The following is a 23,751-nucleotide window of genomic DNA, read 5'->3' on the forward strand; positions in this document are numbered from 1 at the left end:
GCGGCTGGCCCTCGCTGCCAGCCGAGATATGCCTAACGGACAGTAAATGATGCAATACACACAGTGGCTTGAAGAAAAAAAGCAGAACGGCAGCCTGCGCGCCCTGCGCAATATTGATGCAGTGCAGCGCGAGAGGGAGGGGGCCGGAGCGCCCTTTATCAACCTCAGCTCCAACGATTATCTTTCTCTTGGCGACGATGCCGACCTGCGGCAGGAATTCTGGTCGCAGCAGGATGTTTCCTCTTTGCGTATGGGGGCGTGTTCCTCACGCCTGCTCACGGGCACCTGCGACCAACAGGAGGCTTTTGAGCGGGAACTGGCAGCAGCCTACGGAGCGGAGGCCGCACTGGTGTTTGGCAGCGGTTACCACGCCAACCAGGGTATTCTGCCCGCCGTGTGTTCAAGCCGCACGCTTATTCTGGCCGACAAGCTGGTGCATGCCAGCCTTATTGACGGAATCCGCATGAGCGAGGGCAAGTGCATCCGCTTCAGGCACAATGACTACGCCCAGCTCGAAATGCTGGTGCAAAAACACGTTGAGGACTACGAAAACATCATCATTGTCACCGAATCCATTTTCAGCATGGACGGCGACGCCTGCGATCTGCCCCGGCTGGTGGCGCTGAAAAAGGCCAATCCCACTGTGCAGCTTTATGTGGATGAGGCTCACGCAGTGGGTGTACGCGGCGCAAAGGGGCTTGGCTGCTGCGAGGAGCAGGGCTGCGCTGCGGACATTGATTTTCTGGTGGGCACCATGGGCAAGGCCTGGGCCTCGCTGGGTGCGTATGTGATCTGTTCCTCAGCCCTGCGGGAATACCTGGTTAATACAGTGCGTCCATTTATTTTTACCACGGCCCTGCCCCCGGTCAACATTGCCTGGAGCCGCTTTGTGCTTGCAAAGTTTGCCAGCGCCGAAGTGGCGGCTCGCAGAGAACATCTTGCCGGGCTGGCGGCCATGATGCATGCTTTTACTGACGGCCTTGGGCAGTCGGTGCGCAGTACATCGCAGATCGTGCCCGTCATTACGGGTGAAAACCAGCGCACGCTTGCCATTGCCGGGCATTTACAGCGTGAGGGTTTTTACATTATGGGCATACGCCCGCCCACGGTGCCTGCGGGCAGCTCGCGCCTGCGCATTTCGCTCACAGCGGGAACAGCGCGCGAGGAGGTTGAAGCCCTTATAGAATTGCTGAACAGGTTGCTGCATGAAGATTGATTTTTTGCGGCGCGCCAGTTGCCCGACCCTGGAACTGTTTTTTACCGGGTGGGGCATGGACAGCCGCCCCTTTGCCTGGGCCGCGGATTCGCCGCATACGGCGCGTTGCGATTTTGCCGTGTGCTACGACTATACCGATATGACGCTGGACGCGGAGGCCCTGCGCCCTTACAGCGAGGTGCGGGTGCGGGCATGGTCGCTTGGCGTGTACGCGGCCTCTCTGGTCTTGCCGGGTTTGCAGTGCGCTGTGAGCCACGCCATTGCCATTAACGGAACGCTCACGCCTGTTGATGATACTCTTGGCATACCGGTGGCGGTCTATGATGCCACGCTTGAGAACCTTTCCGCCGAAAGCGTGGATCGTTTCAACCGGCGCATGTGCGGCGCGCACAGGGCCGTTTTTGAAGCGCGCAGATCCCCACACAGTTTGGCACGCAGTGTGGATTCACTGCTGGCGGAGCTGAAGAATATCAGGGAATGCGCTGCCCGCACGGACAGGGTGCAGTTTACAGGCTGGAACATGGCAGTTCTGAGCAAAAAAGACAGGATATTCCCCATTGCAAACATGCGTAAAGCCTGGTCTGCAATCCCGGTGCTGGAGCTGGACGAGCCGCATTATATGCCGGATATTCCTTTTGTGCCTGTAGAATTGCCATGAGTGCTTCATTAGTCCGGCGGCGCTTCAGCGATGCTTCCGCAAGTTATGATGCCGAGGCTCAGGCCCAGCGGCAGATTGCTTCGCACCTCTGGGCGCTTGCAGCGCCACACATTCCCCGCGGTGCAGCCATACTGGAAGTAGGCGCGGGTACGGGCCTGCTGACGCGGCATATTCTGAGCGCGCAGCCCAAAAGCCTCACAGTCAACGACCTTTATACCAGCCCGCAAGTGCAGGCCCTCACACAGCAAGAGCCATGTGTGCTTTCCGTGCGCGAGGGCAACGCGGAAACGCTGGACTTCTGCGGCCCGTACGATGCCATTTGCAGTGCCTCAACCGTGCAGTGGTTTGTGGATATTGCGGCCTTTTTCCATAGTTGCGCCGGGAATCTGTCCAAAGGCGGGCTGCTGGCCTTCAGCAGCTTTTTGCCTGGCAACCTGCACGAAGTTGCGGAGCTTACAGGCGTTGGGCTGGACTATGCCGATGCTGCCGCCCTGCAAAGCTATCTTGCGAATGATTTTGAACTGGTTGCAATGGAGCAGGGCGAAATCACACTGGATTTTGCCAGCCCACATGACGTTCTGCTGCACCTCAGGCGTACTGGCGTAACAGGCATCAGGTCTGTGGGCTGGAACAAACGTAGATATCTTGAGTTTGTTAATGGCTACATTTCCCGTTACAGCGCCGGGCAGGGCGTCAGGCTGACTTATCGGCCAGTGTATGTTGTTGCCCTGCGCAAGAGACTAGGGTAGATATTTATTATCAAGTTGTGCCATTTTTGTTTTGTTTCTTATCTTTTTGGTAGTGTTATTGAGGCAGTAAGGGGAGGCGCAGGATGAAACCTACGGCAAGATTTCTTTACTGGTGCGTTACTTTGTTGATCCTCTGTCTGGGACAGAGGGCCTTAGCAGCGTCATCCCCGCAGGGGGATACCGTTGCGGGTGGAGCCTATGGTTTTGAATCCGCCAAGGCATACCTGGAAATGCAGAGACGTGATCTGGCAGAAGCGCAAGGCAAATTTGAAAACGATCTTTTTCAAAACCTTGATGAAGCAAACGCCATTAATATAAAATACAGGGCCTTGCCTCCCAACTATGTACTGTACAGGCTGAAGCTGGCGGAAAATATCGAAAAAAACGCCAGCAAGCCAGACAGGCTGACCGCATATTGCAAGGAATTTCTGTATATTGATAATGCAGAAAGGGAAAATGCGGATAAATATTTGACCTATAACGAATCCATGACGGAAAAGTTCATTCCGCGCGATACATATCAGGTCATGGATGAAGATATATTGCGCAATGTGCTTGTGCGGTATCTTGAAACATACAGCATGGTGTATGGATTCAAAAAACCTGATTCCATAAAGATTCGGATAGATAAGGCCATCCCCTACAAAAATGCTGAAGGCGACTTTGGCATTTTGTATTCCATAGCCCTGACGGAAAATGACGAGACTGACGATTCTGCGCCGGAAAAGATGTTTCAGGTTTCATATTGCAATGGAGAAATTGTCAGTTTTGAGCCTTCATCAAATGACGCAGTGGATACAGCAGTATTGAAGATTTGCAAGTCACGGCAGTAACGGCAAGGTTGGCGGGGCCATGCGGACAGATAGTATTTTTTTGACGAGGTATGGAATTTGCTTTAAGTACTCATTATCAAAAATCTGACTATTTGTGTTGCCCTTTTTCGCCACTGTAACTGAACCGGATTGACCGAATGCTGTTGTCTACTAAACTTTCTTCCAAGCTCACTCCCCAGTTGCCCGTGGACGGTGAAATTTACCCCAAGGCCAAAAGTGATCGACGTCTCGCCCCTAACATTCCCGGGCGTGGCGGGTCGAGGCGTGGCGCCCATCAGCGCTATGAAGCCGAGCTTCAAGTGTCGGTATATGATGCTTCGGAAGAATCCGCCCCGTTGCGCTGCCTGAGCGAAGACCTCTCGTCATCGGGCATGCTGCTGCATTGGGCTGAGGATGCGCCGCTCCCTGCCGAGGGGCAAAAGCTTGTGCTGCGCTTTACCATGCCGCCTGGCACTCTGCCGGAGGGGTATGAATCGCGCGTGCGCATCCCCGCAGATGTGGTGCGCCTTGTGGATGGGGAGGATGGTGAAAAAAAGGTTGCCGTCAATTTTGTGCGTAATCTGGATAACTATCTGCGCCTGAAAAAGTGGCTGCGCCTGATTGCGACTTCTGTAATTCTGCTTGCTCTTTCTGTATATGCCGTTGCCTACATGCGGCAGGAAAGTCTGTTTTACTTCATGTTTGACGTACCCGTATTTACCTACGGGATTGTTGCGTCCGTTTTTCTGGTAAGCCGATTTGTGTTTTCCTTTTTTTACCGCAACGTTCCTGTTGATCCTGATTTTACGCCCGGCGTCACTATTGTCATTCCCTGCTTTAACGAAGAAGAATGGATTGAAAAAACCATCCAGTGCGCCATTAATCAGGATTATCCTGAGGAAAAGCTTGAAGTTATCCTTGTGGACGACGGCAGCACGGATAAATCCATGGAGCGTGTGCGGCGCATCGAAAAGCAGATTCGCAAGGAAATAACCGGCGACCGATTTGTGGTCATTGAGCAGCCCTACAACATGGGCAAGCGCCACGCGCTTGCGGCTGGGGCACAACATGCCAAATTTGAGTTGCTGGTCTTTGTGGATTCGGACAGCTTTCTGGAGCCGGACGCAGTGCGGGAAGTGGTGCAGCCCTTCCGCGACCCCAAGATGGGGGCTGTCTCTGGCAGAACAGAAGTGCAGAACAAATGGACAAACGCCCTCACCAAGATGCAGGCCGTGCGCTACTATGTGGCCTTTCGGTTCATCAAGGCGGCGGAATCCGTTTTTGACGGCGTGACCTGTCTTTCCGGCCCCCTTGCCTGTTACCGCAAGGACCTTGTGCTGCACTACCTCGATGATTGGCTCAACCAGAAGTTTTTTGGTTACCCTGCCACGTTTGGCGATGACAGAAGCCTGACAAACTACATCCTTGCCCACCACCGCACTGGTTATCAGGATGCGGCGGTGTGTTCCACCATTGTGCCCTCGAGCATGCGAACCTTCATCCGGCAGCAGATGCGCTGGAAGCGCTCGTGGCTGCGTGAAACCCTGCGCGCCAGTTCCTTTATGTGGAGAAAAGAGCCGTTCATGGCGCTTTCGTTCTACATCGGTTTTTTGTTGCCTGTGCTGGCCCCGCTGGTTGTTGTGCGCACCATGGTCGTCATTCCAATAGAGCTTGGCCTGTTTCCCTACAAATATCTTGCGGGCATTCTTGTTACCAGCATGCTCATGAGCGCATCGTATCTGCTGTTCAAACGCAGCAATCTGTGGCCCTACGGCATTGTTTTTTGCGTGTTTTATCTGGGGGTGCTGCTGTGGCAGCTTCCTGTGGCAGTGCTCACGTTCTGGAAGTCGGAATGGGGCACGCGCAATACCTCTGCCGACGTAGCCGCGCAGGAAAAGCTGCGCTACGAGCAGAAGATGTTCGTCATGCCCTCTGAAAGCGCCGTTGCCGCAGGAGCGGGGCAGCCAGCCGATCACGGCAAGCACGGTGAGGGCTAGGGCATGCGAGCGCTTTCCAAAGATACCTGGAAGATCCTGCGGTCATGCCTGCAATGGGCATTTTTGATCGGCCTGTGCGTATTTATTGTTCAGCTCTTTATGGAGAGGGGCAGGCCGCCGCAGTTTGACCGTGAATCATGGACGCAGCGCGATGGGTTCACGGCCATTTCTTACGGTTCGCTCACACGCGATGAAAAGCCGGGGCTGAACTCGCGCCAGCAGTTTGCGGAGCACGTGGCAGCCATTGAAAAGGCTGGTTATCAGTGGATAAGCACGGACGACGTCATCAGTTTTTATCGCGATGGCGAGCCGCTGCCAGAGAAAGCCCTGTACCTCATGATGGAAGGCGGCCGCAAGGATTCCGTCATCTTTGGGCAGGAGATCATGGGTAAAACAGGGGTGCATGCTTCGCTGTTTACAACAACCGGCACCCTGAAAAGCTGGAACAACTTTTTTGTCACCAAGTCCAATGTGGCGGCGCTGGCAAAGAGTCCTTTCTGGGATGTGGGCAGTCAGGGGCTTGGGCTGTTGCCTATCAACGAAAACATGCCCAAGGTCACGCCCGGCTACTTTTTGACAGATTTTTTGCGCGATTCCACTGGCCTGCCTGCGGAAACCGAAGAGCAGATGCGTGACCGGCTGGCGGCGTATTATAAAGAATCGTTTGAGCCGTTGGCAAAGCTCCTGTCCGAGCCGCCCAAGGCCTTTGTGATGATGCCCGCCAACTCCTTCAACGCGGCAATGCCGCATGCGGTCAAAGAGGCCAACCGCGATCTGGTGCAGCAGTATTTTCAGATGGCTTTTTCCAGAGAGGGGGCGGCGTTCAATTCCGCAGTGGATGACCGTTTCGCGCTCACGCGCGTTCAGATCAAGCCGGAGTGGACAGAGCAGCACCTCATGGAAGTGCTCTCGCTCAGAACCGCCAAACGCACACGGTTTTCACTGGCAGAGGGCGACACCGCCGACAGCTGGGTATCTTTTCGCACCAGGGTGGAAGCCTCGGGGCGGGATATTGTGCTGACCCCGCAGGAGGGCAGGGCTGACCCGGTCATACTGCGCGGCAGCAACCTGTGGGATAATGTTTCGCTGTCCATGGCCATTGCGCAGAAGGAAAACGTGGATCGCTACGTCTATCTGCGTTATGCCACGCCCAGCGCCTTTTTGCGCGTGACCCTGCACGGGGCGCGCCTGCTGGTGCAGGAGCGCGTACCCGGTCAGGGGCTGTACACTATTGCGGATGAAATCATTACCACCCAGCCACCCTGGCGTTTTGATATTCTGCTCAAGGGCAACAGACTTAAAGTTTTGCTTGACGGCAAGGCGCTCGGCCCAGGATTTTTGCCAGTATCACCCACACTGCGGCTTGGGGCGGTGGCTCTGGGCACTGACGATGTGGAGGGGTACGAGGGACGCTTTGGTTCGTTGAGTATCGTGCGCATTCCTTCGCTCTGGCGCATTGAATCCGCAGGCAGCACCAGTTCTGGCAGTACAGCTTCAGCCAAGGCGCAGGAGGTGACTGCATGCGTGGTGCCGCTGGCGGCCGGGGCCGGTGCTGGCAACGCAGATGCCGAAAGGGTATCGCGTCAGGTATTGCGCGCAAGGGCGGAAGGCAGCATGACCATTGCCGCTCTTGCCCCTGGCAATCTTGTTCTGGACGACAGCATGCTGTTGATAGCGCCTTTCAGTATAGAACAAAGCCGCAGGCTGTGGGACGGTATAATGGTGCAGCCCCTTGCCCAAAGCTCATGGAAGGATGTAGCGGCGACCCTCAAGGCCATTGCCGCCGCAGGCTATCGCCCCGTGGTGCGCCTTACGCGTGATGCGGCAGCGGCACTTGCGGCCTCGGGCATTACCCTGCCCGCAGAGCATTACCTGCTTGATTTTACGCGGGCGGAAATCCCCGACTCTCTCTGGACGCCGCTTGCCCATAGGCATAACCGAAACAATTTCCTTTATGCTACCGCAGAAAAGGGCGTTCTGTACGCTGCGGGGGGCAACTGATGCGCGTCAGTATTCTTTCTTTCAGTCTGCTGTTGGTTCTGTGCTGCGGCTTTGCCGCAAGCGCTGTCTGCGCGCAGGAGTTTCCCGCTGGGGATAGCCGGGCGCGCCTTGATCAGCCAGGAGGTCTGGAACCTGTCAAAAGCCCCAATTCCGCAAAAGGGCAGGAGCAGACAAGTGGCGCGGAACCGGAAAAGCTCTCGGCAGCCTACTATTACAATCGCGCCAACTATGCCATCAGCCGCGAAATGTACGCGGAAGCTCTGGGTGAAATCGACAAGGGCATGGATCTGGACCCCGGCTTTCTGCCCTTCATTACGCAAAAGGCCCTTGTGCTTTCGCGCTTGTCGCGGCACGAGGATGCCGCGCGTTTCTATTCGCTGGCGCTTGAAGCCAGGCCGGACGATGCCCGGCTGGCGGCCCTTGCGGCAGAAAACATCCAGAGCAGCCGGGCCAAAGACCCAGCAGCCCTTTCCACTGATCTGGCAAGGTTTTTTAGCGGTCTTTCCGTGCAGGTGACGCCGGAGCTTATCAAACTGCTGGCGGAACGTCAGGATCAGAACAACGCGGTCTTTCTGCCCGCCCTGCGCGCTGCAGGGGCCGTTGGCAAGCTTTCGGACGAGGAACAGGCCGTTCTCAAGGCCTGCCTTGCCAACAACGGCACTGTTGCCGCGGCTCTGCTGCGCCGTCAGAATGACTGGCCGCAAGGCTCAGAGCCGTTGCGGGCCGTATTTGAGGCTATGACCGCCCGCGCCCTGCAACTGGCTGGCAAGCAGGACGAAGCCGAGGCTTTTTATCGGCAGGCGGCAACGCGGGGCTTTAGTCAGGAAACCTTGAACGCCATCAAGGCGCAAGCCTATCTGAACCTTAACGAGCAAAAAAAGGCCGCCACGGTTTACGAGCAGGGCTGGCGCATGGCTTCCAGCCCGCAGGTGTGGGCCGTGCGTGCGGCAGATGCCTACGCCGCTTCTGGCGGCATCAAGGAAGCCGCAGATATACTTGAAAAAGCAGCGAAAATAGCCCCGCACGACCTGTATTTGCAGGGGCAGCTCTATTACCGCCTTGCACAAGCCGGAAAAACCGCCGAACTCAAGGCTCTTGAGCAGCGGCTTGAGGCCGGGGGCAGCAGCATTGCCGTGAACTTTGGCAAATTCCTGTTCGCCCGGCAGAGCAAAAACAGGGATGCCATGCAAAAAGCCCGGCAGGCCGTTGTGGAGCATGTGGACGATGTAAGCGCTGTTCATGCACAGGACGACATCCGGCTGATTGTTGCCAGTCTTGGGTTCAGCGGTGCGCAGGCCCCGCAGGAACAGCAGGCCGAACTCATGCGTAACAACGGCTGGGAGCTGTGGGACAGCGGAAAAATAGACGACGCCTATGTTTCGTGGCGCGATTCCGTTGCTCTTGACCCCCAGCACGGGCAGAAGGCTGGCCCCTCCATGTGCGCGGTCTTGTTGCAGCAGGGCAGAACTGCGGACGCCATGGAACTTTTCCGCATGCAGTACCCTGAAATGCCCGTGTTCTCCCTTGCCTTGTATCTGATAAAGGACAAGCAGTGGTCTGCGGCTTACCCGCTGTTGCGGTCTATGGCTGCCCCTTCGGGCGCCAATGCCCCCTGGTACGCGCTGGCCCTTGCCGCAGGCGCGCTTGAAGGCGGCGACATCCGCGCAGTGGAAACCAGCGCCAGGGCCTTGCTTGCCCTTGATCCGCCGCAGGAAAGCCACACAGTCAGTATTCCCGCCGCTGATGCGGGGGCAGGGCAGTTGCAGTTGAGCCGGTCGCTCTATCTCTCCATGCTGTCGGAATATCTGGGCAAGCTGTTGGATCAGCAGAATGTCGCATTGATTCCTGAGCTTTTGGCAAGCAGACAGCTTCAGGGCATACCCGCGCCGCAGGCCGCTAAAATGTTGAGCGAAGCGGGTTTCAGCCTTGCAGTTGGCGACAGCGCGCAGGCTGCGGTGCCTTTGTGGCAGCGCGCGCTTACGCTCAGTCCTGATCTGCCCGAGGCGCATCTGGGTATGGCCCTTGCTGCCGCCATGCAGGGAAACATGACAGCTGCGGAGATTCATCTGAACGCGGCACCTGTCAATGCTTCGCCCCGGCATGAATTCATTCTTGGTCGCATCAGGATGCTTGAAGGGCAGACGGATGTGGCTATGCGCCATTTTGACAGCTTTTTGCGTGCGGAACCCGGCAACCTTGCCGCGCGGTACGCAGTTTTCAATATTTTTATGTCGCTGGCAAACTACACCCGCGCCCGCGCGCTTTACGGCGAATTCAAAAATGCCTCAGGGCCTACCGCCCGCCTGTATGAAGGGCAGTGCGCCCTTGCCCTCGGCGATGCCGGTCGGGCAGAGGCGATTTTCCGTTCTCTCATGGCCAAGGGTGCAACTACAAGACCTGTGGCCCCGCTGCTGGTGGCGGCCTTGCGCGCCCAGAACCGTTGGGCTGAGGCGGCTTCCATTTTGCAGCAAAGCGGCCTGCCAGACCCGGAAAAACTCACGGCTCTGCGCCGTCAGGCCGAAGACGCTCTGGCAGAAGCCCGCTACCCTGCGGCGCGAGGTTACGCCCAGACCTATCTGGCCGATGATCCGGATTCAGCCTATGTGCAGTCGTTGTACAACAGCTCCCTGCGCGATGAGTACAGAATGCAGGCTGACCGCCTTGAAAAGCTCAAGCGCGAGCAGATACGGATTGCCCGGGGCACGCTTGATCCTGAACGCCTTGCCCCGCAGGAAAGGGAAAAACTGGCAGAACTGCGCTCCGGCGGTCAGGCGGGGCTTGAACCCGACAAGTCGCTTCTTGATGATGCGCAGACGCATGCCGAAGGCTTGCTTGCCCGCAACACCATACAGCGCGACGCGCTTGAAAGCGTGCTGGATATCTCCCTGCAACGCCACGACTATAACGAAGCGGCCAAAATCTCCCGCCATATGGCGCAGGAATATCCCTACGACATGCATTATCAGTTGCAGTCTGCCGTGCATTCCGGCGCAGTGTCGCGTTTTGACCGTGCCCTTCCGGCGGTGCAATCCCTTTCGGCCCGTGGGGCAAACGGGGCTGGCATGGCCCTGTGCTTTGCCAACATTACCTCGCAGACGGACGGCAAAAGCTATACACCGCAGGATGTTGCCGCATATCTGGATCAGCTTGGCGCAAACTATCGGCCAGTTTCCCTGCCGGAGTTTCTGGCTCCTGCACCCAAGGACGCGAGCACAGTTGCGCCGGGCAAAATACCTCTGCTGCTCGTCATAGGCCAGACGCGGCCTGAAGAACTGCAAGCCATAGATGCCGCTCTGGCTCAACGTGGCGGCAGGGCCGTGCTGCTGGTGAGCAGACAGTCATTTATTCCCGGCACGCCGGACGACCTGCCCAATACAGCGCTCTTGCGCCGGCTGGTGAGCACAGGCCGCTGGGAACTGGCACTCACGGATACCTCTGGCCGCACCATTGTGGACGTGACAGGCCGCAGGGGCGGATTCTGGGCACGGCGCGCAATGGTAGACGGACGGCCTGAAACTGTGGAAGAAATGAAACACCGCTGGGCTTCGGCAATGGCCGAGGCGCGTCAGCTTGCGCAGTCTCAGGGCTTTGCGGTGACGGCCTGGATGTACCCCGGCGGCGATTACGGGCAGATCAGCCTCGACGGCGATGCGGAAATCCGGCAGGCCTACACCGAGGCAGCCCGCGAGGTCTTTGCCGTGGCCTTTGTGCCCACTGCCAACGGCTATCACACCAACAGCCTTGACCCGCTGTTTGTGCCAGTGCGCAACGTGTACGCGCAACTGGACGCCAAGGCCATAGCCTCCATGCCGCAGAACCATCCCACGCGCCTTGCGGTGCAGACAGAAGGCTTGCTGGCAAGCTGGCACGGGCAGTTGCCGCGTGCGGAAATGCTCTTTGCCCGGGCGGCCTCGCTTGGCCTTTCGCCTGCGGATAACGCCTATTACCGCGCAAGCAACGCGCTGTTTGACGAAGATGCGCCCTATGCCAATGAGCTTGCGCGCGAAGCAAAGCGGCTTGATCCGGATAACCCGCGCACGGACGAACTCCTTGATCGTGCGCAGCGGCTTTTGCGGCCCAGAGCCACGTTCAGCCCTCACGGATGGACAGACAATGCCGGGCGCAGTTTTGCGGAATACGAACTTAAGGCTTCCACATTTTTGCAGGAGAATCTTTCCGCCCAGGCTTCGGTTTCCGATCTGTGGTGGAAGAGCGACCACAATTCGCTGCATGGCCATGCTGTGGGCCTTGGGCTGCGCTACTTCCCCTTCAAGCAGCACTGGCTTGACCTGATGGTGCGCGATGTGCAGCCGGACAGCGGCTCTTCCTTTATGGAAGCGCGCGCAGCCTGGCGCGGCGTGTACTCGGTCGATCCCCTGCGCATCAACGGGCCGTACACCCTCAGCTACAGCCGGCAATCTATCGAGACGGCGGAAAGCGTCAAAAAGGGCGTGTACGCCGACAGGCTGGGCCTGAATACCGAGGCCCGCATACTGGACTGGGGTGTGCTTCAGGCTGAAATCTTCGGCACCCAGCGCACGGACGGCAACCGCACTGTGGGCGGCACCGTCAGCCCCCGTTATATTTTGTGGGACAAGCCGCAACTCCAGGTGGGCTATCTGTTCAGCGCTGCCGACAGCGACAGAAATCCTGCCGACTATTACGCCCCGCAGGAATACGTCAATCATATGGCTGTGGCCTCGTTTGATGTGGAGCTTTTTGACCAGATGCACGTGCGCGGTTTTGCCGGTTACGGCACGGCCATATCCAAGAACAAAAGCTGGGAGCAGGTCTTGCGTTACAGCCTTGATCTGAACTGGGTTCCTACCGATAACTGGAGCCTTGCCCTTGGCTACAGGCGTATGGAACTGCCCGACTACAACATGGATGAATATTCGCTGAACCTGCAATACGTTTTTTAAAAAACATTCAGTGTTCTGCGCCGGGCCGTCTCGCCCTTGTGTAAAATCCGTCCGGGCCATAGTGCAGGGGAGGTTGCTATGAAATGTCTGCGTTCTGCCGTGTATGCGGGGCTGCTTACGCTGTGTTGCTCGGTTCCTGCTGTGGCAGCGGATGCCTGGGTGGCAGATTGGGACATGCCCAACGGGCTTGCAGAACTGCGCCAGGGCAACTTTAAAAACGTGCTCATGTTTGCCGCGTATTTTGACAGGCAGGGTAGACCCTTCCTCACCGATGACATGAAAAAGGCCTTGCGCGGCGGGCTTGCGGCTTCGCTGGGCCAAAGCTCCAATGCACAGGGCGTGTTTCTTTCAGTCGTTAATGATGTGGTTGAAGCCCCCGGCAAATCCGTGCAAAAAGATCCCTCCCTTGTGAGCAGGCTCATGGCTACGGACGCCAGCCGCGCCGCGCACCGCAGTGATCTGCTGGCCCTGCTGGCGGCCTATCCATTTACCGGGCTGGAGCTTGATTATGAAAGGGTAAACATGGATGACTGGCCCCGCCTGCTGCAATTCGCGCAGGAACTTTCCGCCACGCTGGCTGCCCAGGGCAAAAAACTGCGGCTGGTCATGGAGCCAAAGCAAAAGTACCTGCAAGGCAATCTGCCCGCAGGCCCGCAGTATGTGGTGATGGCCTACAACCTGCACGGTAGCCACAACGGGCCAGGGGCCAAGGCTGACGATGCCTTTTTGCGCCAGTTGGCCCAGTGGTGCGCTCACTGGCCTGTAAAGCCTGGGTTGGCGCTTTCTGCGGGCGGTTTTGCCTGGACGGGCAGGGGCGTTGTGGATCTTACCGAGCGCAAGGCCGCCGCATGGGCCCAGGGCGCGGGTGTACAGCCCAAGCGCGACCCAGCCAGCCAAGCCCTGTACTTTAAGGCGGCGGACAACACCCCCGGCAGTCCTCTGCTTGCCAAAGGCGGCACCAACGGCAGCGTTTGTGAAATCTGGTATGCGGATGGCGAAACCCTTGCCCATTGGGCCGATGTGGGGCGCAGCCTTGGGTTTGGTGATGTGAGCCTGTGGCGTCTTGGCGGCAACACGCCGGAATCTCTGGCTAAAATTTCAGGAAAGTAAATGATGACGGCGCAAAACAGTGATATGCAGGTGCGTTTGCATACCTTTGGGAGCATTGTATGCTTGGCGGTATTGCTGCTGTGCGTCAGCTCTTGCACGGTTTTTGCGGCCGTGGTTCAACCCTTGCGCACCCTCTATGTGGGCGCGGGATTCAGCGGTGGTGACGGACTCAGCGCAGACAGGCCACTTGGCAGCATCAATGCAGCGCTGCAAAAAGCCCGCAAGGGGGATGTTATCGTTGTTGCACCGGGGGAATACCGGGAGTCCATACGGGTTTCCACAGCGGGGCTTACCATTCTGGGCAGCGCACCCGGCCAGGACGAACCTCAGGTTGTTATTGCGGCTCCAGCTGGCAAGTCAGGGTCTGTGCTTGCCGACAGCGCTGATACCGTGTGGCGCGGCATTGCCTTTCGCATCGGTGACAGCGCCGCAATAAATTTGCGTGGTTTTACCGGACGGTTTGAATTTTGCCATTTTACCTCAGAAAGTCCGGTGCCGGGCATTGAAGTATATGGCGGCGATTTTGTGTTTCAGGGCTGTACCTTCTCGGGCGGTACCGGGCCCACGGCCATGCTGGCGCTCAATGGGCAGGCAGGGCGCAAGAGCCGTGTGACTCTGGCTTACTGCCTGTTCCGCGATAACCCCGGCGGCGCAGTGCTGCTGCGGGGCGAGCAGGATGTGCGTTTTGTGAACTGCCTTTTTGCCGCCTGCCGGTTTGTCGCCATGCGTCAGGCCGGGGTAGGAGCGCAGATTTCTGCCGTCAACAGCGTGTTTTTTCTCAGCCCGGAGCCAAGCCTGTTTTTACAGTCTGGCTCCGCTCCCAGAGCGCGCCTTGAAAACTGCCTGTACGCGCCAGCGCCCGGCGATTTCATGAAATGGCAGGCCAGGCCTCTTGATCAGCAGCCGGAAGTTACCGCCGTTAACTGCATCACGGCCTCTCCCCGTTTTATGGGCGGGCGCAATGCCTTGATAAACCTCTGCGTGGACGACACCGTTAATGCCCCGGTATGGCGTTCTCTCACGCCAGCTGCGGCAAAATTGGGGCTGAAAATCACCCTTGCGCTGAATACGGACGCGCTCTCGCCGCAATACTGGCAAATGATTATTCCTGAGGTGAACGCGGGATTTGAAGTGGCCTCCCACGGTGCCGTGCATGCCAGCATTACCTCTGCCGAGGTATTGCGCGTTGGCTGGTTTGATCCGGCGGGCACATCAGCCTCCCTGTCCATAGACCAGGCAGAGCAACTGCGGGTGGTCGCGGACGGCAAGGAGCTGTGCGCTATTGACCTCGCAGCCCAGCCCTATCTTTCCATGGGGGCGCTGGTGCGCCAGTTGCAGGAGAAAGGCCTCAGGGCGGAGCTTGCAAGCCTGAGCCACGAGAAAATTCCCGCCTACCTGCTGGCCCCGGTGCAGGAACAGGATATCTTTTTTGCGCGGCACAATGCGGAACTGGTCATGGATACCAGAGCCTACATGCATTACATGCTGTCAGAATCGCGCCGCAAGATCGAGCAGGGCCTGCGGGAGTATCATGCCGCGCAAAAAAACTGCACGGCCTTTGTGTGCCCCTACAGCGAGACCAATGCAAACATCCGGCAGGCCATGCAGGCAACGGGTTTTCAGGTTGCGCGCAGCCATATGGCGCAGCGCTTCCCATCCGCCGTGGAACGCGTGGATCTCTCTGCCCTGCAAAGCATTTCGCTGAAAGATATCGTGCCCGGCGCGCCAACGCCCAATCTTAAGGAAATGCTGCGCATGTATCTGGATTATTTGAAGTACCACGGTTCCATCATGGGGCTCTACAGCCACGGAGCCAACGAATGGACGGCAAATCAGTGGATAGACCTCTTTGAAGTGCTGCACGAAAACCCCACAGTGAAGACTGCCGGGCTTGCGGAGATTGCCTCCACAGTCAAGGAACAGTGCGAATCAACAGGGCCGTGGACATACCGCTGCTCCTCGCAATCTGGCCCTGTGGGCGGCGAAACATCGTTCAGGCCGGGGCAGGATTCTCCCCTGATTGGCGCTGGCGTGCCGACAGAATTTAATACGGACTATGCGGGCAGGCCGTTGCAGGCAGGGCAGAGGCCCAATATCGGCCTGTATTGACGGCAAACAGGTTGTCGCCGCCATCACGTGCACAGACGCAAAAAAAGGAGTCGCCTTTTGGGCAGCTCCTTTTTTTGTGGCGTTTGCAGAAAATCCGGCAGATATGCTACGAGGTCTATGCTACCAAACCTGTCTACCAGGCCTGTTCGAGCAGGGTGACAATGTCGTCGTGCGAGGGCATGCGCGGATTGCTGCTTGTGCAGATGTCTTCCAGCGCATTGGCGGCCATGGAATCCAGGCTTTGACGGTAAACCTGTTCGTCCACTTTAAGCTCGCGCACCCTTGAAGGAATCTTCATGGATGTGTTGAGGTCGCGCACCGCGTTTATCAGATTGCGCGTACCTTCCTCCACGGTTGCGGTTTCAAGGCCGATAAAGGCTGCGATTTCGCAGTATTTAACGCCAGCGTCAAAGCTGTTGAAGCTGATGACAAAGGGCAGCAGAACGGCATTGGCAAGGCCATGCGGAATGTGGAACAGGCCGCCAAGGCTGTGGGCCATGCTGTGGGTAACGCCAAGGCCGCTGTTGGTAAATGCCAGCCCGGCCATGCAGGAGCCGATGAGCATGTTGTCGCGCGCGGTCATGTCGTCGCCGTGGTCATAGGCGCGCTTGAGGTAGGTAAAAACATTGCGGATGGCCTGCTCCGCGTAGATGGCGGTAAACACGTTGCTGTAACGCGAGGTATAGGCTTCCACCGCATGGGTCAGCACGTCCATGCCGGTTGCGGCGGTCACGTGCGGGGGCACGGTGCGCGTAAAGCGGGCATCAAGAATGGCGGCGTCAGGAATGAGCATTTCGTCATTCAGCGGAATTTTCACCGAATTGACCTTGTCGGTGATAACCGCAATGGAGGTCACTTCCGAACCTGTGCCGCTGGTGGTGGGGATAGCGACAAGCGTAGTCTTTCTGTTGCTGTCAGCCTTGTGCCCGAAGTAGGAGATGGCCTTTGCCATGTCAATGGCCGAGCCGCCGCCAATGGCGATAATCATGTCTGCCTGGCTGCTCAAAAAAAGGCGTGTGGCTTCAACCACGGCCTGAAGGGATGGGTCAGGCTCCACGCCAGAAAAGAGCGTGTGTCCAATGCCCTTGCGTTTCAGATGGCTCACGGCCTGATCGGCAAATCCGCTTTTGACCATAAAGGGGTCTGTCACCACAAAGGCATGGCTGGCTGGAAAGGTCTCAAGGGTTTCCAGCGCGTAAGGGCCGTAACAGATCTTTGTTTTTCCGTAAAACTGGGTCACGTCGTCCTCCACAGGCGGCGCAAAGAAAGAAAGGATATCTTGGCGTCGGCGTATTCTTTTATCGTCAGCGGTTCACGCTTGCTTGCGCTTGGGCAGCCATTTTCACGCCTTGGAGGCGTGAATATTTTTACTACAGATATCAGTCTTTTAGCTCAGTGATAACCCGCCATTGCACGGCCTTTTTGCAAGATGGCAGTACGGGCATGATGCTAAGTCAACCTTTACCCCTAGGGGGAAGGTCAAGGGTTTTTGCAAACTTTTTTACTATCCAATGCCATTTTGTGTGAAAAAATGAACCAGCAAGTTTGGTTATAAATTTAAAATTAAAACAGACTATTAAGGTAATTATCATTGTAGTAATTGCATCTATTGAATGTAATTACTATTTTTGATTATCGACATCTGGGACAAAATTTATGTAAAAAGATGCCCATCAAGGGGCATTTTTTTGTAAAAGGCCTTGATCTTCCAGTGCGGAGAATGCTTACGGTGAATCAAAGTGGGCCGAGCCTCCCGTTGAGGGCTGGGTCAGCCCGCAGCCGACACCAATTCCCGTGGGAAGGAGAATGCCATGGAGCAAACAGCACAATTAGGGTCAACAGGTATGGAAACCTCGGCGCAGGCAGCCAAAAAGCAGCTTGCCACAAGTTTCAGAAGACGTGGCATGGTTACTGCCACCATGTCTGGGGTAGCATACGGAATATACACCGCGTTCATGACGCTCGCCATGACCTTGGGCGTGTGGGGGGTATGGTACGGCGGCGATTCCCCGCTTTCTGAATTTTCCAAGCTCTTTTTGCTCGGCGCGCTTGGCGCGGCCACCACTGACGCTTGCAGCGCCGTGTGGGCTGTGCTGATTGCCATTGGCAAGGGCAAGTTTGGCGATGTTTTCCGCAGCATGGCCTCCAAGCCCGGCGCTATCCTCATGGCCGCCGCAGTTATCGGCGGCCCCCTTGCCAGTACCTGCTACGTGCTTGGCTTGCAGAGCGCCGGTTCCATCATTGTGCCCATCAGCGCGCTTTGCCCGGCCATCGGCTCCATTCTGAGCCGCATTCTCTTCAAGCAGCCCCTGACCCCGCGCACCATGCTGGGTATCTTTATCTGCTTTATGGCCAGTGCCATGATCGGCAGCACAGGCCTTGCCGACAACGCGCCGCCGAACCTCTTTGTGGGTATTGCTTTTGGTTTTCTGGCCGCTTTTGGCTGGGGGCTTGAAGGCTGCGTGGGCGGCTACGCCACTTCCATGATTGACCCTGAAATCGGCATCACCATCCGCCAGCTTACCTCGGCCCTGACCAACCTGCTGATCCTTGTGCCCCTGTTTGCCTTTATCGGCGGCGACTCGGCCTTTGGGATGATCCGCACTGTCTTTACCGATGTTGACGCCATGCCCTGGTTTATCGTGGCTGGTTTTGGCGCGTATTTCGCCTTTATGCTCTGGTACAAGGGCAACGCCATGTGCGGTACGGCGCTTGGCATGTCGTGCAACGGCGCGTTCTCTTTCTGGGGCCCCTTCTTCTGCTGGCTGGTGCTCGGTCTGTGGTTCGGCATCGATGGCTACGCCCTTGCCCCCATTGCCTGGCTGGCCGCAGTCGTGATGATCGTCGGCATCTTTATCATTGCCGTCAATCCGCTGGATTTTTTCAGAAAGAAGGGATAATTTACCATGAAAAAACCGCTTAACTTCGCCATTCTCAAGTATATGACAACAGTTAACGAGGCCTGCACAGAAGATGTGCTGTGCGCGCTCAAAGACGGCTACAGTTCGTTTCGGGCTTTCAACAAGTCTGACGTGCTCAACGCCCTCCTAACCGCAGAAGCCAACGGCCTGCTGGAAGAATCGCGCTACGATCTGGATGATGAAGGCCAGGTGCGCATGTTCTTTCGTGCCCATGCCGAAGGCGCGGCGACCATAAACCGCTACATTTCCAACTAAGAATCCACTGCCGGGGAGGGGTGCGCCTCTCCCCGGCACAAGGGATGTGCCCGGCCTCGTTTTTGTGTCTGGCTGGTGGCGCAAATGCTCGATAGGATATTGTGAGGTTCGGGCAGGCGCATAATCATCCCTTTTTGCCCACCTTTCAAAAATTCGGGCAACGCCATGACAAAACAAGGGTACACCATCAGCCAGATGAGCGAGATTTCCAAGATCTCCAAAAAGGCTCTGCGCTTTTATGACGACCTCGGCCTTATTTCTTCCAAAAGGCATGGAGGCAACAACTACCGCTATTATACGCAGGATGAACTGCTCGCCATCCCGCCGCTGAAATACTACAAGCAGATGGGGTTCAACCTCAGTGAGATCCGCGCCGCTTTTGAAGTGGGCAGCAATACCTCGCTTTCCGCGCTGCGAAAAATATTCATGAGCAAGATTGAATTGTTGCAGCAGGATGAAAAGCTGTTGTTCCTGCGGCTTACATCTGTGCGCGACTGGCTTGAACTGCTGCACGAAGCAGAAATTGTGCTGGAAAACTGCCAGCAGAGTGTGTCGGTGAAGTATATTCCACCGGAACGCATGCTTTTTATGGATCAGACCTTTGTTTCTGATATCAAGTCTGCCATTATCAACATGGATTTTACCAATTATGTTGAAGAAGTGGGCAATAATATCACCGGGCCGGTCATCATCAATTTTTCTTCCATAGAAAACAGGGTGCAAAACGAGGAGCAGCCCGTCAAACTGCTGCAAAAAACCGTGTTCCCCTGCGGGGAAGATAAAATGGCGGATTATGGCGGGTACTTGGCGGCAAGTTGCTACCATATAGGTTCGCACGAAACCATCGGCAGCACCTACCGCAAATTGCAGCGCTGGTGCGCTTCAAACAACTATATTTGCGACAATGGCTCGCACGAGCGCTACATTACCGACTTCTGGACCACCAACAACGATTCGCTCTTTGTTACAGAAGTACTGGTCAAGGTAAGCCGCAGAGGGAGTGTCGTGCACACCCCCAAATTCCATTTTGATTCAGTCGACGATCTGTAATCAGCCAAGTATGCGGGCCGCCTGCTGCGCCATCAGCTCGTGGCCCGCTTCGCTTGGGTGCAGGCCGTCTGTATAGAGTGCAGACAGCCTGTCAGAGGCATTACCATCCGTTGGGCCTGCCTGACCGGGCAAGCCTGCAAAAGCCTGCGAAAAATCCACGCATTGCAGAGAGAAATCCTCCGCGAGCACGCGTATCCATTGGTGCAGGGCGGCGTAGTCCGCGCAGGCGCGTGGTAAATCAACGCTGCCCAGCAGGGGGAAGGTTATGGGCGCATGCACGGGAATGGGCACTCCCAGCACCGGGCGCACCCGTGCGCTGAAACTGTGTTGCACCAGCGCAAAAATATTGGCCTTGACTGTCCCAAGCCCTGCTCCCAACGCCAGATCGTTGAACCCGCCCATGATCAGAACCGCGTCAACGCCCGCCTGCACCACATGCTGGTGAAAGCGGGCGAGCATGCCTCCTGTGGTGTCGCCGTTGATGCCGCAGTTGCGCACGTCAATGCCCGTGTGCCGCGCCAGCAGGGTTGTCCATACCTTGGGGCGTGGAATGCCGTAGCCGTAAGTGAGGCTGTCGCCCAGACAAGCAATAATCATGTTTGTAGCGTATTCCCTTGTGGATGATCGGGCAATATTCGCAACAGGCGGCCCGCGCCAGCAGGGGCGTACGGGCAAGGGCCGCCTGCGCCCGCATCAGGCGGGCAATCCCATTTGCAGACGGATGTGGCGTACATCCGCCTCTTCAGGTTTGAAAGGATAGTTGCGGATTCCCGGCCCAGGGCGTGAGTTGGCGTAAGGGCGGTTGCAGGCCACCTCGCCGTCGCGCCCGGTGCAGCCGCAGGTGCGGAACGGTTCGCCAGTGTCAATGATGGCGTCCAGATCAGCTTTGGGCAGGCCGTATCCCGTGAGAGCGCGGCGGTCGTTGTAGGTGAAGAACCGCTCGTGGGCCTGATCGTTGTCGATGAGCCAGCGCGCCAGCTGAATGCGGCGGTACTGGTCAATGGGCGGCGGTAGGCGGTGCGCCAGAGGCGAACCCCCTTCGGGAAAAAACGAAAACAGGTGCGTGTTGCCGCCCATGTCGTGCACTCGCTGCATGGCGCGGCACATGTCCTGCTCTGTTTCGCCCATGCCCACCATAAAGTGCGCCCCGGCCATTCCCTGACCAAATATGTCCAGGCTCTCGCCAAGGCACTGCCAGTAGCGCTTCCATGAGTGCGGCCCACCGACTCCCGACCCACGGTAGTGGTCAAACAGTTCCGGCGTGGCAAGGTCAATGGCTACGCCGATCTTGTCTGCTCCGGCATCGCGCAGTTCCTCAAGGTTTCTGCGGGTAAGGATGGTGGGCGAAACCAGCATGGAAACGGGAATATCAACGGCCTGCCGCAAACGGCGGCATATCTCTGCAGCATCGCGCGGGGCGCGGCTGTTGGTGAGCATGGAAATGCAGATGCGCTTGACGCGCTCCTGACGCCGCACAATGCCCGCCACGATTTCATCAACGGTAAATGCTGGCCAGGTCACGCGAATAAAGCTTTTGCTCGTGCTTTCCTTCTTTTCTTTTGCGCCAGAGAGGCCGCAGTAGGCGCACTTGGCAGCGCAGCCAGAGCGGTAGGTCAGCAGCAGGTTGATGCACGAAAGGCAGGCGTTGCGGTAGAAGGATCCGGGGGCGAAGTCGAGCGTCATGGCTGCGGCAAGGCTCATGCGCGCAACCTCGGGGCTTTGGGGCTGTGTTTGCTGCCAGCAGGGCGGGCATTGGTTCTCAAGTTGGGTGGCTTGGCTCATATGTTGTCTCCAGCAAAAGTTATTGCGGCAAGCGTTATTGCGAGTAACATCTCGGGCAGGCGTGGCTGTGAGAGCTACCAGCCCTTTGTTCCCTCGCCCAGCAGCACCGAGCAGCATGTTTTGCGAAATTCCGCCCGTAATCCCATGCGGGCCGCCAGTGCGGCGGCCTCGTGCGAGGGCAGGGCCATCCGGTTGATGCCAGCCCGCAGCGAAAGAACTTCCAGCGCGCTGGCATCCCGCCTCGGGCGGGCGCAGCCAAGGCTTATCTGGCTTTGCGGCATAAGCTCGCGCGCCCGGATCACAAGCCCGCACACGCCGCGCGGGTCTGGCTGGCGCACGTTTTCCATGACTGTTCCGGCAAGGTTCATGTAGGCCACGATCACCAGCAGCTCGGGCGGGTGACGCGCCAGAATTTCCAGCGCGTGGTTCTCGCCCGCAAACCGCCCAAAATGCAGCCCTGCCACAATGTGCGGAACCACTGGCAGCTCTGCCGCAGCCAAAGCCTCAAGGCTTTGCTCCAGCAGTTGGGGGCCGTCCGGCAGATGGTAAACGCTGGCATAGGTTTTTTCGCTGCCAATAACGTCAAGCAGGGCCTGATCCACGCCAGCCCGGCGCAGGGCCAAAGCCGCACCGTCGTCGACCATGCCGCAGTGCACGGAAATGTAGAGGCCGGTTTCCTGCTTTATGGCAGCAATGGTGTCTGTAAAATCCTGCCACGGCACTTGCCCGCGCCCGTTGCAGCCGCCGGAAAGCAACACCCCCTGCGCGCCCTGCGCCACCAGATCGCGGCACTTTTGCAACAGCCGCTGGGGGGAGCTGACGTCAGGCATATTGAGCAGCAGCTTGCCGCCGCAGTGGGCGCATTGCTGGCGACAGTTGGCCCCGGTGATGGAAAGCGCCGGGTACTGGCCCTGCACACCGTCGCGCACATACATGCCGGGCAGATAGAACAGTATTTTTTTGCCGTGGATTTTCCACGAAAGTTCACGCGCTTCATTAAGCCGCGCACTATCCCATCGCAGTTCAGAAGGGATATCCGCCGACCACGATGAATAGTAGCCGCCGTATGTTCCAATGGCGGAGTTCCCGCAGGATTCTTCAGCTTGCAGCATAGTATTCCCTGAATCCTATCCAGAATCTGTTGATGGCCTTGTCGAGCGAGCCGGTGTGCGCCTCCCATAAAAGGCGGCGTTGGTGCGCGTGCGACAGGGCGTCGCCGTAAAAATCGGCCCATTCTTCCTCGTAGCCCAGCAGAAGGCTCAGATCACCCTCCAGAACGGCTCTGGCGGCCCAGCGACCAGCCATTTCACCTCCCATCACTGCCTGAAAAATACCGGCCCCTGTGATGGGATGGGTGTGTCCTGCGGCATCGCCTGCAAGCACCGTGTCGCCATACACGCAGGGGCGGGGCGATCCTGCGGGTATCCAGCCGCCTGTGAGGCCCAGCGGCCTGTCGGCCACAAGGCCAAGCCCGGCCATGCCGCGCACAAAGCGTCGCAACGCCCAGCGCAGGCCCGGTGTGCCGGGGGTGGGCAGCATGCCAAGGCCCACGTTTGCCACATTGCCCTTGGGGAAAACCCAGGCGTAGCCAGCGCGGATGCTTTCATCAAAATAGATGTGGGTGTGTTCCTGATGTTCCAGCAGGGGCAGGCGCACCTGTATGGACGGCAGGCAGTGCGGGCGGGGCAGGCCCAGCCAGCGCGCCACGCGCGAAACAGGGCCGTCTGCCCCGATAACTACCTTGGCCGACACGCCCACAGTGGCGCTGTTGGGCGCGGACAGCAGCACTTTGCCGCCCGCGCCGCCTTCGCGGCCAACAGCGGCGTGACCGGGAAGAATCCTCGCGCCGCTGCTCACGGCGGCGCGGGCAAGGGCTTGATCGAACATTTCCCTGTCGATCACGCAGCCGGGGGCGCTCATATCCTGTATGCAGCGGCCATGCAGAAAGCTGCGCATGCCCGTTGTGCGCTGCACGATATATTCGTCCCCCACATTGGCCTGACCAACCAGCATGGCCGGGATATATTCAGCGCAGCGCACGGGCCTGCCCACTATGCGCCGCCGCTCGGCAACAATTACGGAAGCCCCGGCCAGAGCAGCCGCTCGCGCGGCGCTTGACCCGGCGGGGCCGCCGCCAACCACAAGAACATCGCAGTTGAGTACGCGCAT

The 23,751-nt window shown here is 57.7% G+C and carries 17 protein-coding genes; 12 read left to right on the plus strand and 5 right to left on the minus strand.

The window, feature by feature from the left end:
* Positions 1 to 46: 46 nt before the first annotated feature.
* The 9 genes from QZ383_RS02370 (at position 47) to QZ383_RS02410 (ending at position 15,574) form a co-directional block, all read left to right on the plus strand.
* Positions 47 to 1,216 carry an 8-amino-7-oxononanoate synthase gene (locus tag QZ383_RS02370; protein WP_291442677.1) on the plus strand — a complete coding sequence of 390 codons (1,170 nt, stop codon included), beginning with the start codon at positions 47 to 49 and terminating at the stop codon, positions 1,214 to 1,216.
* Positions 1,206 to 1,874 carry a pimeloyl-ACP methyl esterase BioG family protein gene (locus QZ383_RS02375; RefSeq protein ID WP_291442679.1) on the plus strand — a complete coding sequence of 223 codons (669 nt, stop codon included), beginning with the start codon at positions 1,206 to 1,208 and terminating at the stop codon, positions 1,872 to 1,874. Before QZ383_RS02370 ends, QZ383_RS02375 begins: the two co-directional genes overlap by 11 nt.
* Positions 1,871 to 2,623 (plus strand): malonyl-ACP O-methyltransferase BioC, encoded by a 753-nt coding sequence (bioC, locus tag QZ383_RS02380; protein ID WP_291442681.1) that lies wholly within the window; start codon positions 1,871 to 1,873, stop codon positions 2,621 to 2,623. The genes QZ383_RS02375 and bioC overlap by 4 nt, the downstream gene beginning before the upstream one ends.
* 230 nt (positions 2,624 to 2,853) lie before the next feature.
* The gene (locus tag QZ383_RS02385; RefSeq protein ID WP_291442683.1) at positions 2,854 to 3,456 is read left to right on the plus strand and encodes a hypothetical protein; all 603 of its coding nucleotides are present in this window, start codon (positions 2,854 to 2,856) and stop codon (positions 3,454 to 3,456) included.
* A gap of 137 nt (positions 3,457 to 3,593) precedes the next feature.
* Complete coding sequence (locus tag QZ383_RS02390; protein WP_291442685.1) at positions 3,594 to 5,432, plus strand: glycosyltransferase; 1,839 nt, start codon at positions 3,594 to 3,596, stop codon at positions 5,430 to 5,432.
* A 3-nt stretch (positions 5,433 to 5,435) separates the two neighbouring features.
* Positions 5,436 to 7,433 carry a hypothetical protein gene (locus QZ383_RS02395; protein WP_291442687.1) on the plus strand — a complete coding sequence of 666 codons (1,998 nt, stop codon included), beginning with the start codon at positions 5,436 to 5,438 and terminating at the stop codon, positions 7,431 to 7,433.
* Complete coding sequence (locus QZ383_RS02400) at positions 7,433 to 12,355, plus strand: hypothetical protein (RefSeq protein WP_291442690.1); 4,923 nt, start codon at positions 7,433 to 7,435, stop codon at positions 12,353 to 12,355. Before QZ383_RS02395 ends, QZ383_RS02400 begins: the two co-directional genes overlap by 1 nt.
* 78 nt (positions 12,356 to 12,433) lie before the next feature.
* On the plus strand, positions 12,434 to 13,465 hold the full coding sequence (locus QZ383_RS02405) for a glycosyl hydrolase family 18 protein (RefSeq protein ID WP_291442692.1): 1,032 nt from the start codon (positions 12,434 to 12,436) through the stop codon (positions 13,463 to 13,465).
* Positions 13,466 to 15,574, plus strand: coding sequence for a right-handed parallel beta-helix repeat-containing protein (locus QZ383_RS02410; protein WP_291442693.1), 2,109 nt, complete (start codon positions 13,466 to 13,468; stop codon positions 15,572 to 15,574).
* Positions 15,575 to 15,707: 133 nt separating this feature from the next.
* Here QZ383_RS02410 and QZ383_RS02415 read toward each other — a convergent pair whose 3' ends face one another.
* Positions 15,708 to 16,814: a 1-propanol dehydrogenase PduQ gene (locus QZ383_RS02415; RefSeq protein WP_291442695.1), complete on the minus strand. Its 1,107-nt coding sequence runs from the start codon at positions 16,812 to 16,814 to the stop codon at positions 15,708 to 15,710.
* Between the two features lie 571 nt (positions 16,815 to 17,385).
* On the opposite strand from QZ383_RS02415, the gene QZ383_RS02420 reads away from it, so the two are divergent.
* The 3 genes from QZ383_RS02420 (at position 17,386) to QZ383_RS02430 (ending at position 19,800) form a co-directional block, all read left to right on the plus strand.
* On the plus strand, positions 17,386 to 18,474 hold the full coding sequence (locus QZ383_RS02420) for a hypothetical protein (RefSeq protein WP_291442696.1): 1,089 nt from the start codon (positions 17,386 to 17,388) through the stop codon (positions 18,472 to 18,474).
* A 6-nt stretch (positions 18,475 to 18,480) separates the two neighbouring features.
* The gene (locus tag QZ383_RS02425; RefSeq protein ID WP_192111684.1) at positions 18,481 to 18,750 is read left to right on the plus strand and encodes a hypothetical protein; all 270 of its coding nucleotides are present in this window, start codon (positions 18,481 to 18,483) and stop codon (positions 18,748 to 18,750) included.
* A gap of 165 nt (positions 18,751 to 18,915) precedes the next feature.
* The gene (locus QZ383_RS02430) at positions 18,916 to 19,800 is read left to right on the plus strand and encodes a MerR family transcriptional regulator (RefSeq protein WP_291442699.1); all 885 of its coding nucleotides are present in this window, start codon (positions 18,916 to 18,918) and stop codon (positions 19,798 to 19,800) included.
* Here the strand turns inward: QZ383_RS02430 and QZ383_RS02435 are convergent, their stop codons facing one another.
* The 4 genes from QZ383_RS02435 to QZ383_RS02450 form a co-directional block, all read right to left on the minus strand.
* The gene (locus tag QZ383_RS02435) at positions 19,801 to 20,397 is read right to left on the minus strand and encodes a GDSL-type esterase/lipase family protein (RefSeq protein WP_291442701.1); all 597 of its coding nucleotides are present in this window, start codon (positions 20,395 to 20,397) and stop codon (positions 19,801 to 19,803) included.
* A 96-nt stretch (positions 20,398 to 20,493) separates the two neighbouring features.
* Complete coding sequence (locus QZ383_RS02440) at positions 20,494 to 21,582, minus strand: radical SAM protein (RefSeq protein WP_291442703.1); 1,089 nt, start codon at positions 21,580 to 21,582, stop codon at positions 20,494 to 20,496.
* A gap of 74 nt (positions 21,583 to 21,656) precedes the next feature.
* Positions 21,657 to 22,694 carry a hypothetical protein gene (locus tag QZ383_RS02445; RefSeq protein ID WP_291442704.1) on the minus strand — a complete coding sequence of 346 codons (1,038 nt, stop codon included), beginning with the start codon at positions 22,692 to 22,694 and terminating at the stop codon, positions 21,657 to 21,659.
* The gene (locus tag QZ383_RS02450; RefSeq protein ID WP_291442705.1) at positions 22,681 to 23,751 is read right to left on the minus strand and encodes an NAD(P)/FAD-dependent oxidoreductase; all 1,071 of its coding nucleotides are present in this window, start codon (positions 23,749 to 23,751) and stop codon (positions 22,681 to 22,683) included. The genes QZ383_RS02445 and QZ383_RS02450 overlap by 14 nt, the downstream gene beginning before the upstream one ends.

It is taken from the genome of Desulfovibrio sp., assembly GCF_019422935.1.
Classification (GTDB): domain Bacteria; phylum Desulfobacterota; class Desulfovibrionia; order Desulfovibrionales; family Desulfovibrionaceae; genus Desulfovibrio.

Coding starts and splice junctions, on each gene's coding strand:
- QZ383_RS02440 (WP_291442703.1), bottom strand. CDS start 21,582: ATGAGCCAAGCCACCCAACTTGAGAACCAATGCCCGCCCTGCTGGCAG.
- QZ383_RS02400 (WP_291442690.1), top strand. CDS start 7,433: ATGCGCGTCAGTATTCTTTCTTTCAGTCTGCTGTTGGTTCTGTGCTGC.
- QZ383_RS02410 (WP_291442693.1), top strand. CDS start 13,466: ATGATGACGGCGCAAAACAGTGATATGCAGGTGCGTTTGCATACCTTT.
- QZ383_RS02435 (WP_291442701.1), bottom strand. CDS start 20,397: ATGATTATTGCTTGTCTGGGCGACAGCCTCACTTACGGCTACGGCATT.
- QZ383_RS02405 (WP_291442692.1), top strand. CDS start 12,434: ATGAAATGTCTGCGTTCTGCCGTGTATGCGGGGCTGCTTACGCTGTGT.
- QZ383_RS02445 (WP_291442704.1), bottom strand. CDS start 22,694: ATGCTGCAAGCTGAAGAATCCTGCGGGAACTCCGCCATTGGAACATAC.
- QZ383_RS02425 (WP_192111684.1), top strand. CDS start 18,481: ATGAAAAAACCGCTTAACTTCGCCATTCTCAAGTATATGACAACAGTT.
- QZ383_RS02420 (WP_291442696.1), top strand. CDS start 17,386: ATGGAGCAAACAGCACAATTAGGGTCAACAGGTATGGAAACCTCGGCG.
- QZ383_RS02370 (WP_291442677.1), top strand. CDS start 47: ATGATGCAATACACACAGTGGCTTGAAGAAAAAAAGCAGAACGGCAGC.
- QZ383_RS02390 (WP_291442685.1), top strand. CDS start 3,594: ATGCTGTTGTCTACTAAACTTTCTTCCAAGCTCACTCCCCAGTTGCCC.
- QZ383_RS02385 (WP_291442683.1), top strand. CDS start 2,854: ATGCAGAGACGTGATCTGGCAGAAGCGCAAGGCAAATTTGAAAACGAT.
- QZ383_RS02375 (WP_291442679.1), top strand. CDS start 1,206: ATGAAGATTGATTTTTTGCGGCGCGCCAGTTGCCCGACCCTGGAACTG.
- QZ383_RS02430 (WP_291442699.1), top strand. CDS start 18,916: ATGACAAAACAAGGGTACACCATCAGCCAGATGAGCGAGATTTCCAAG.
- bioC (WP_291442681.1), top strand. CDS start 1,871: ATGAGTGCTTCATTAGTCCGGCGGCGCTTCAGCGATGCTTCCGCAAGT.
- QZ383_RS02450 (WP_291442705.1), bottom strand. CDS start 23,751: ATGCGCGTACTCAACTGCGATGTTCTTGTGGTTGGCGGCGGCCCCGCC.
- QZ383_RS02395 (WP_291442687.1), top strand. CDS start 5,436: ATGCGAGCGCTTTCCAAAGATACCTGGAAGATCCTGCGGTCATGCCTG.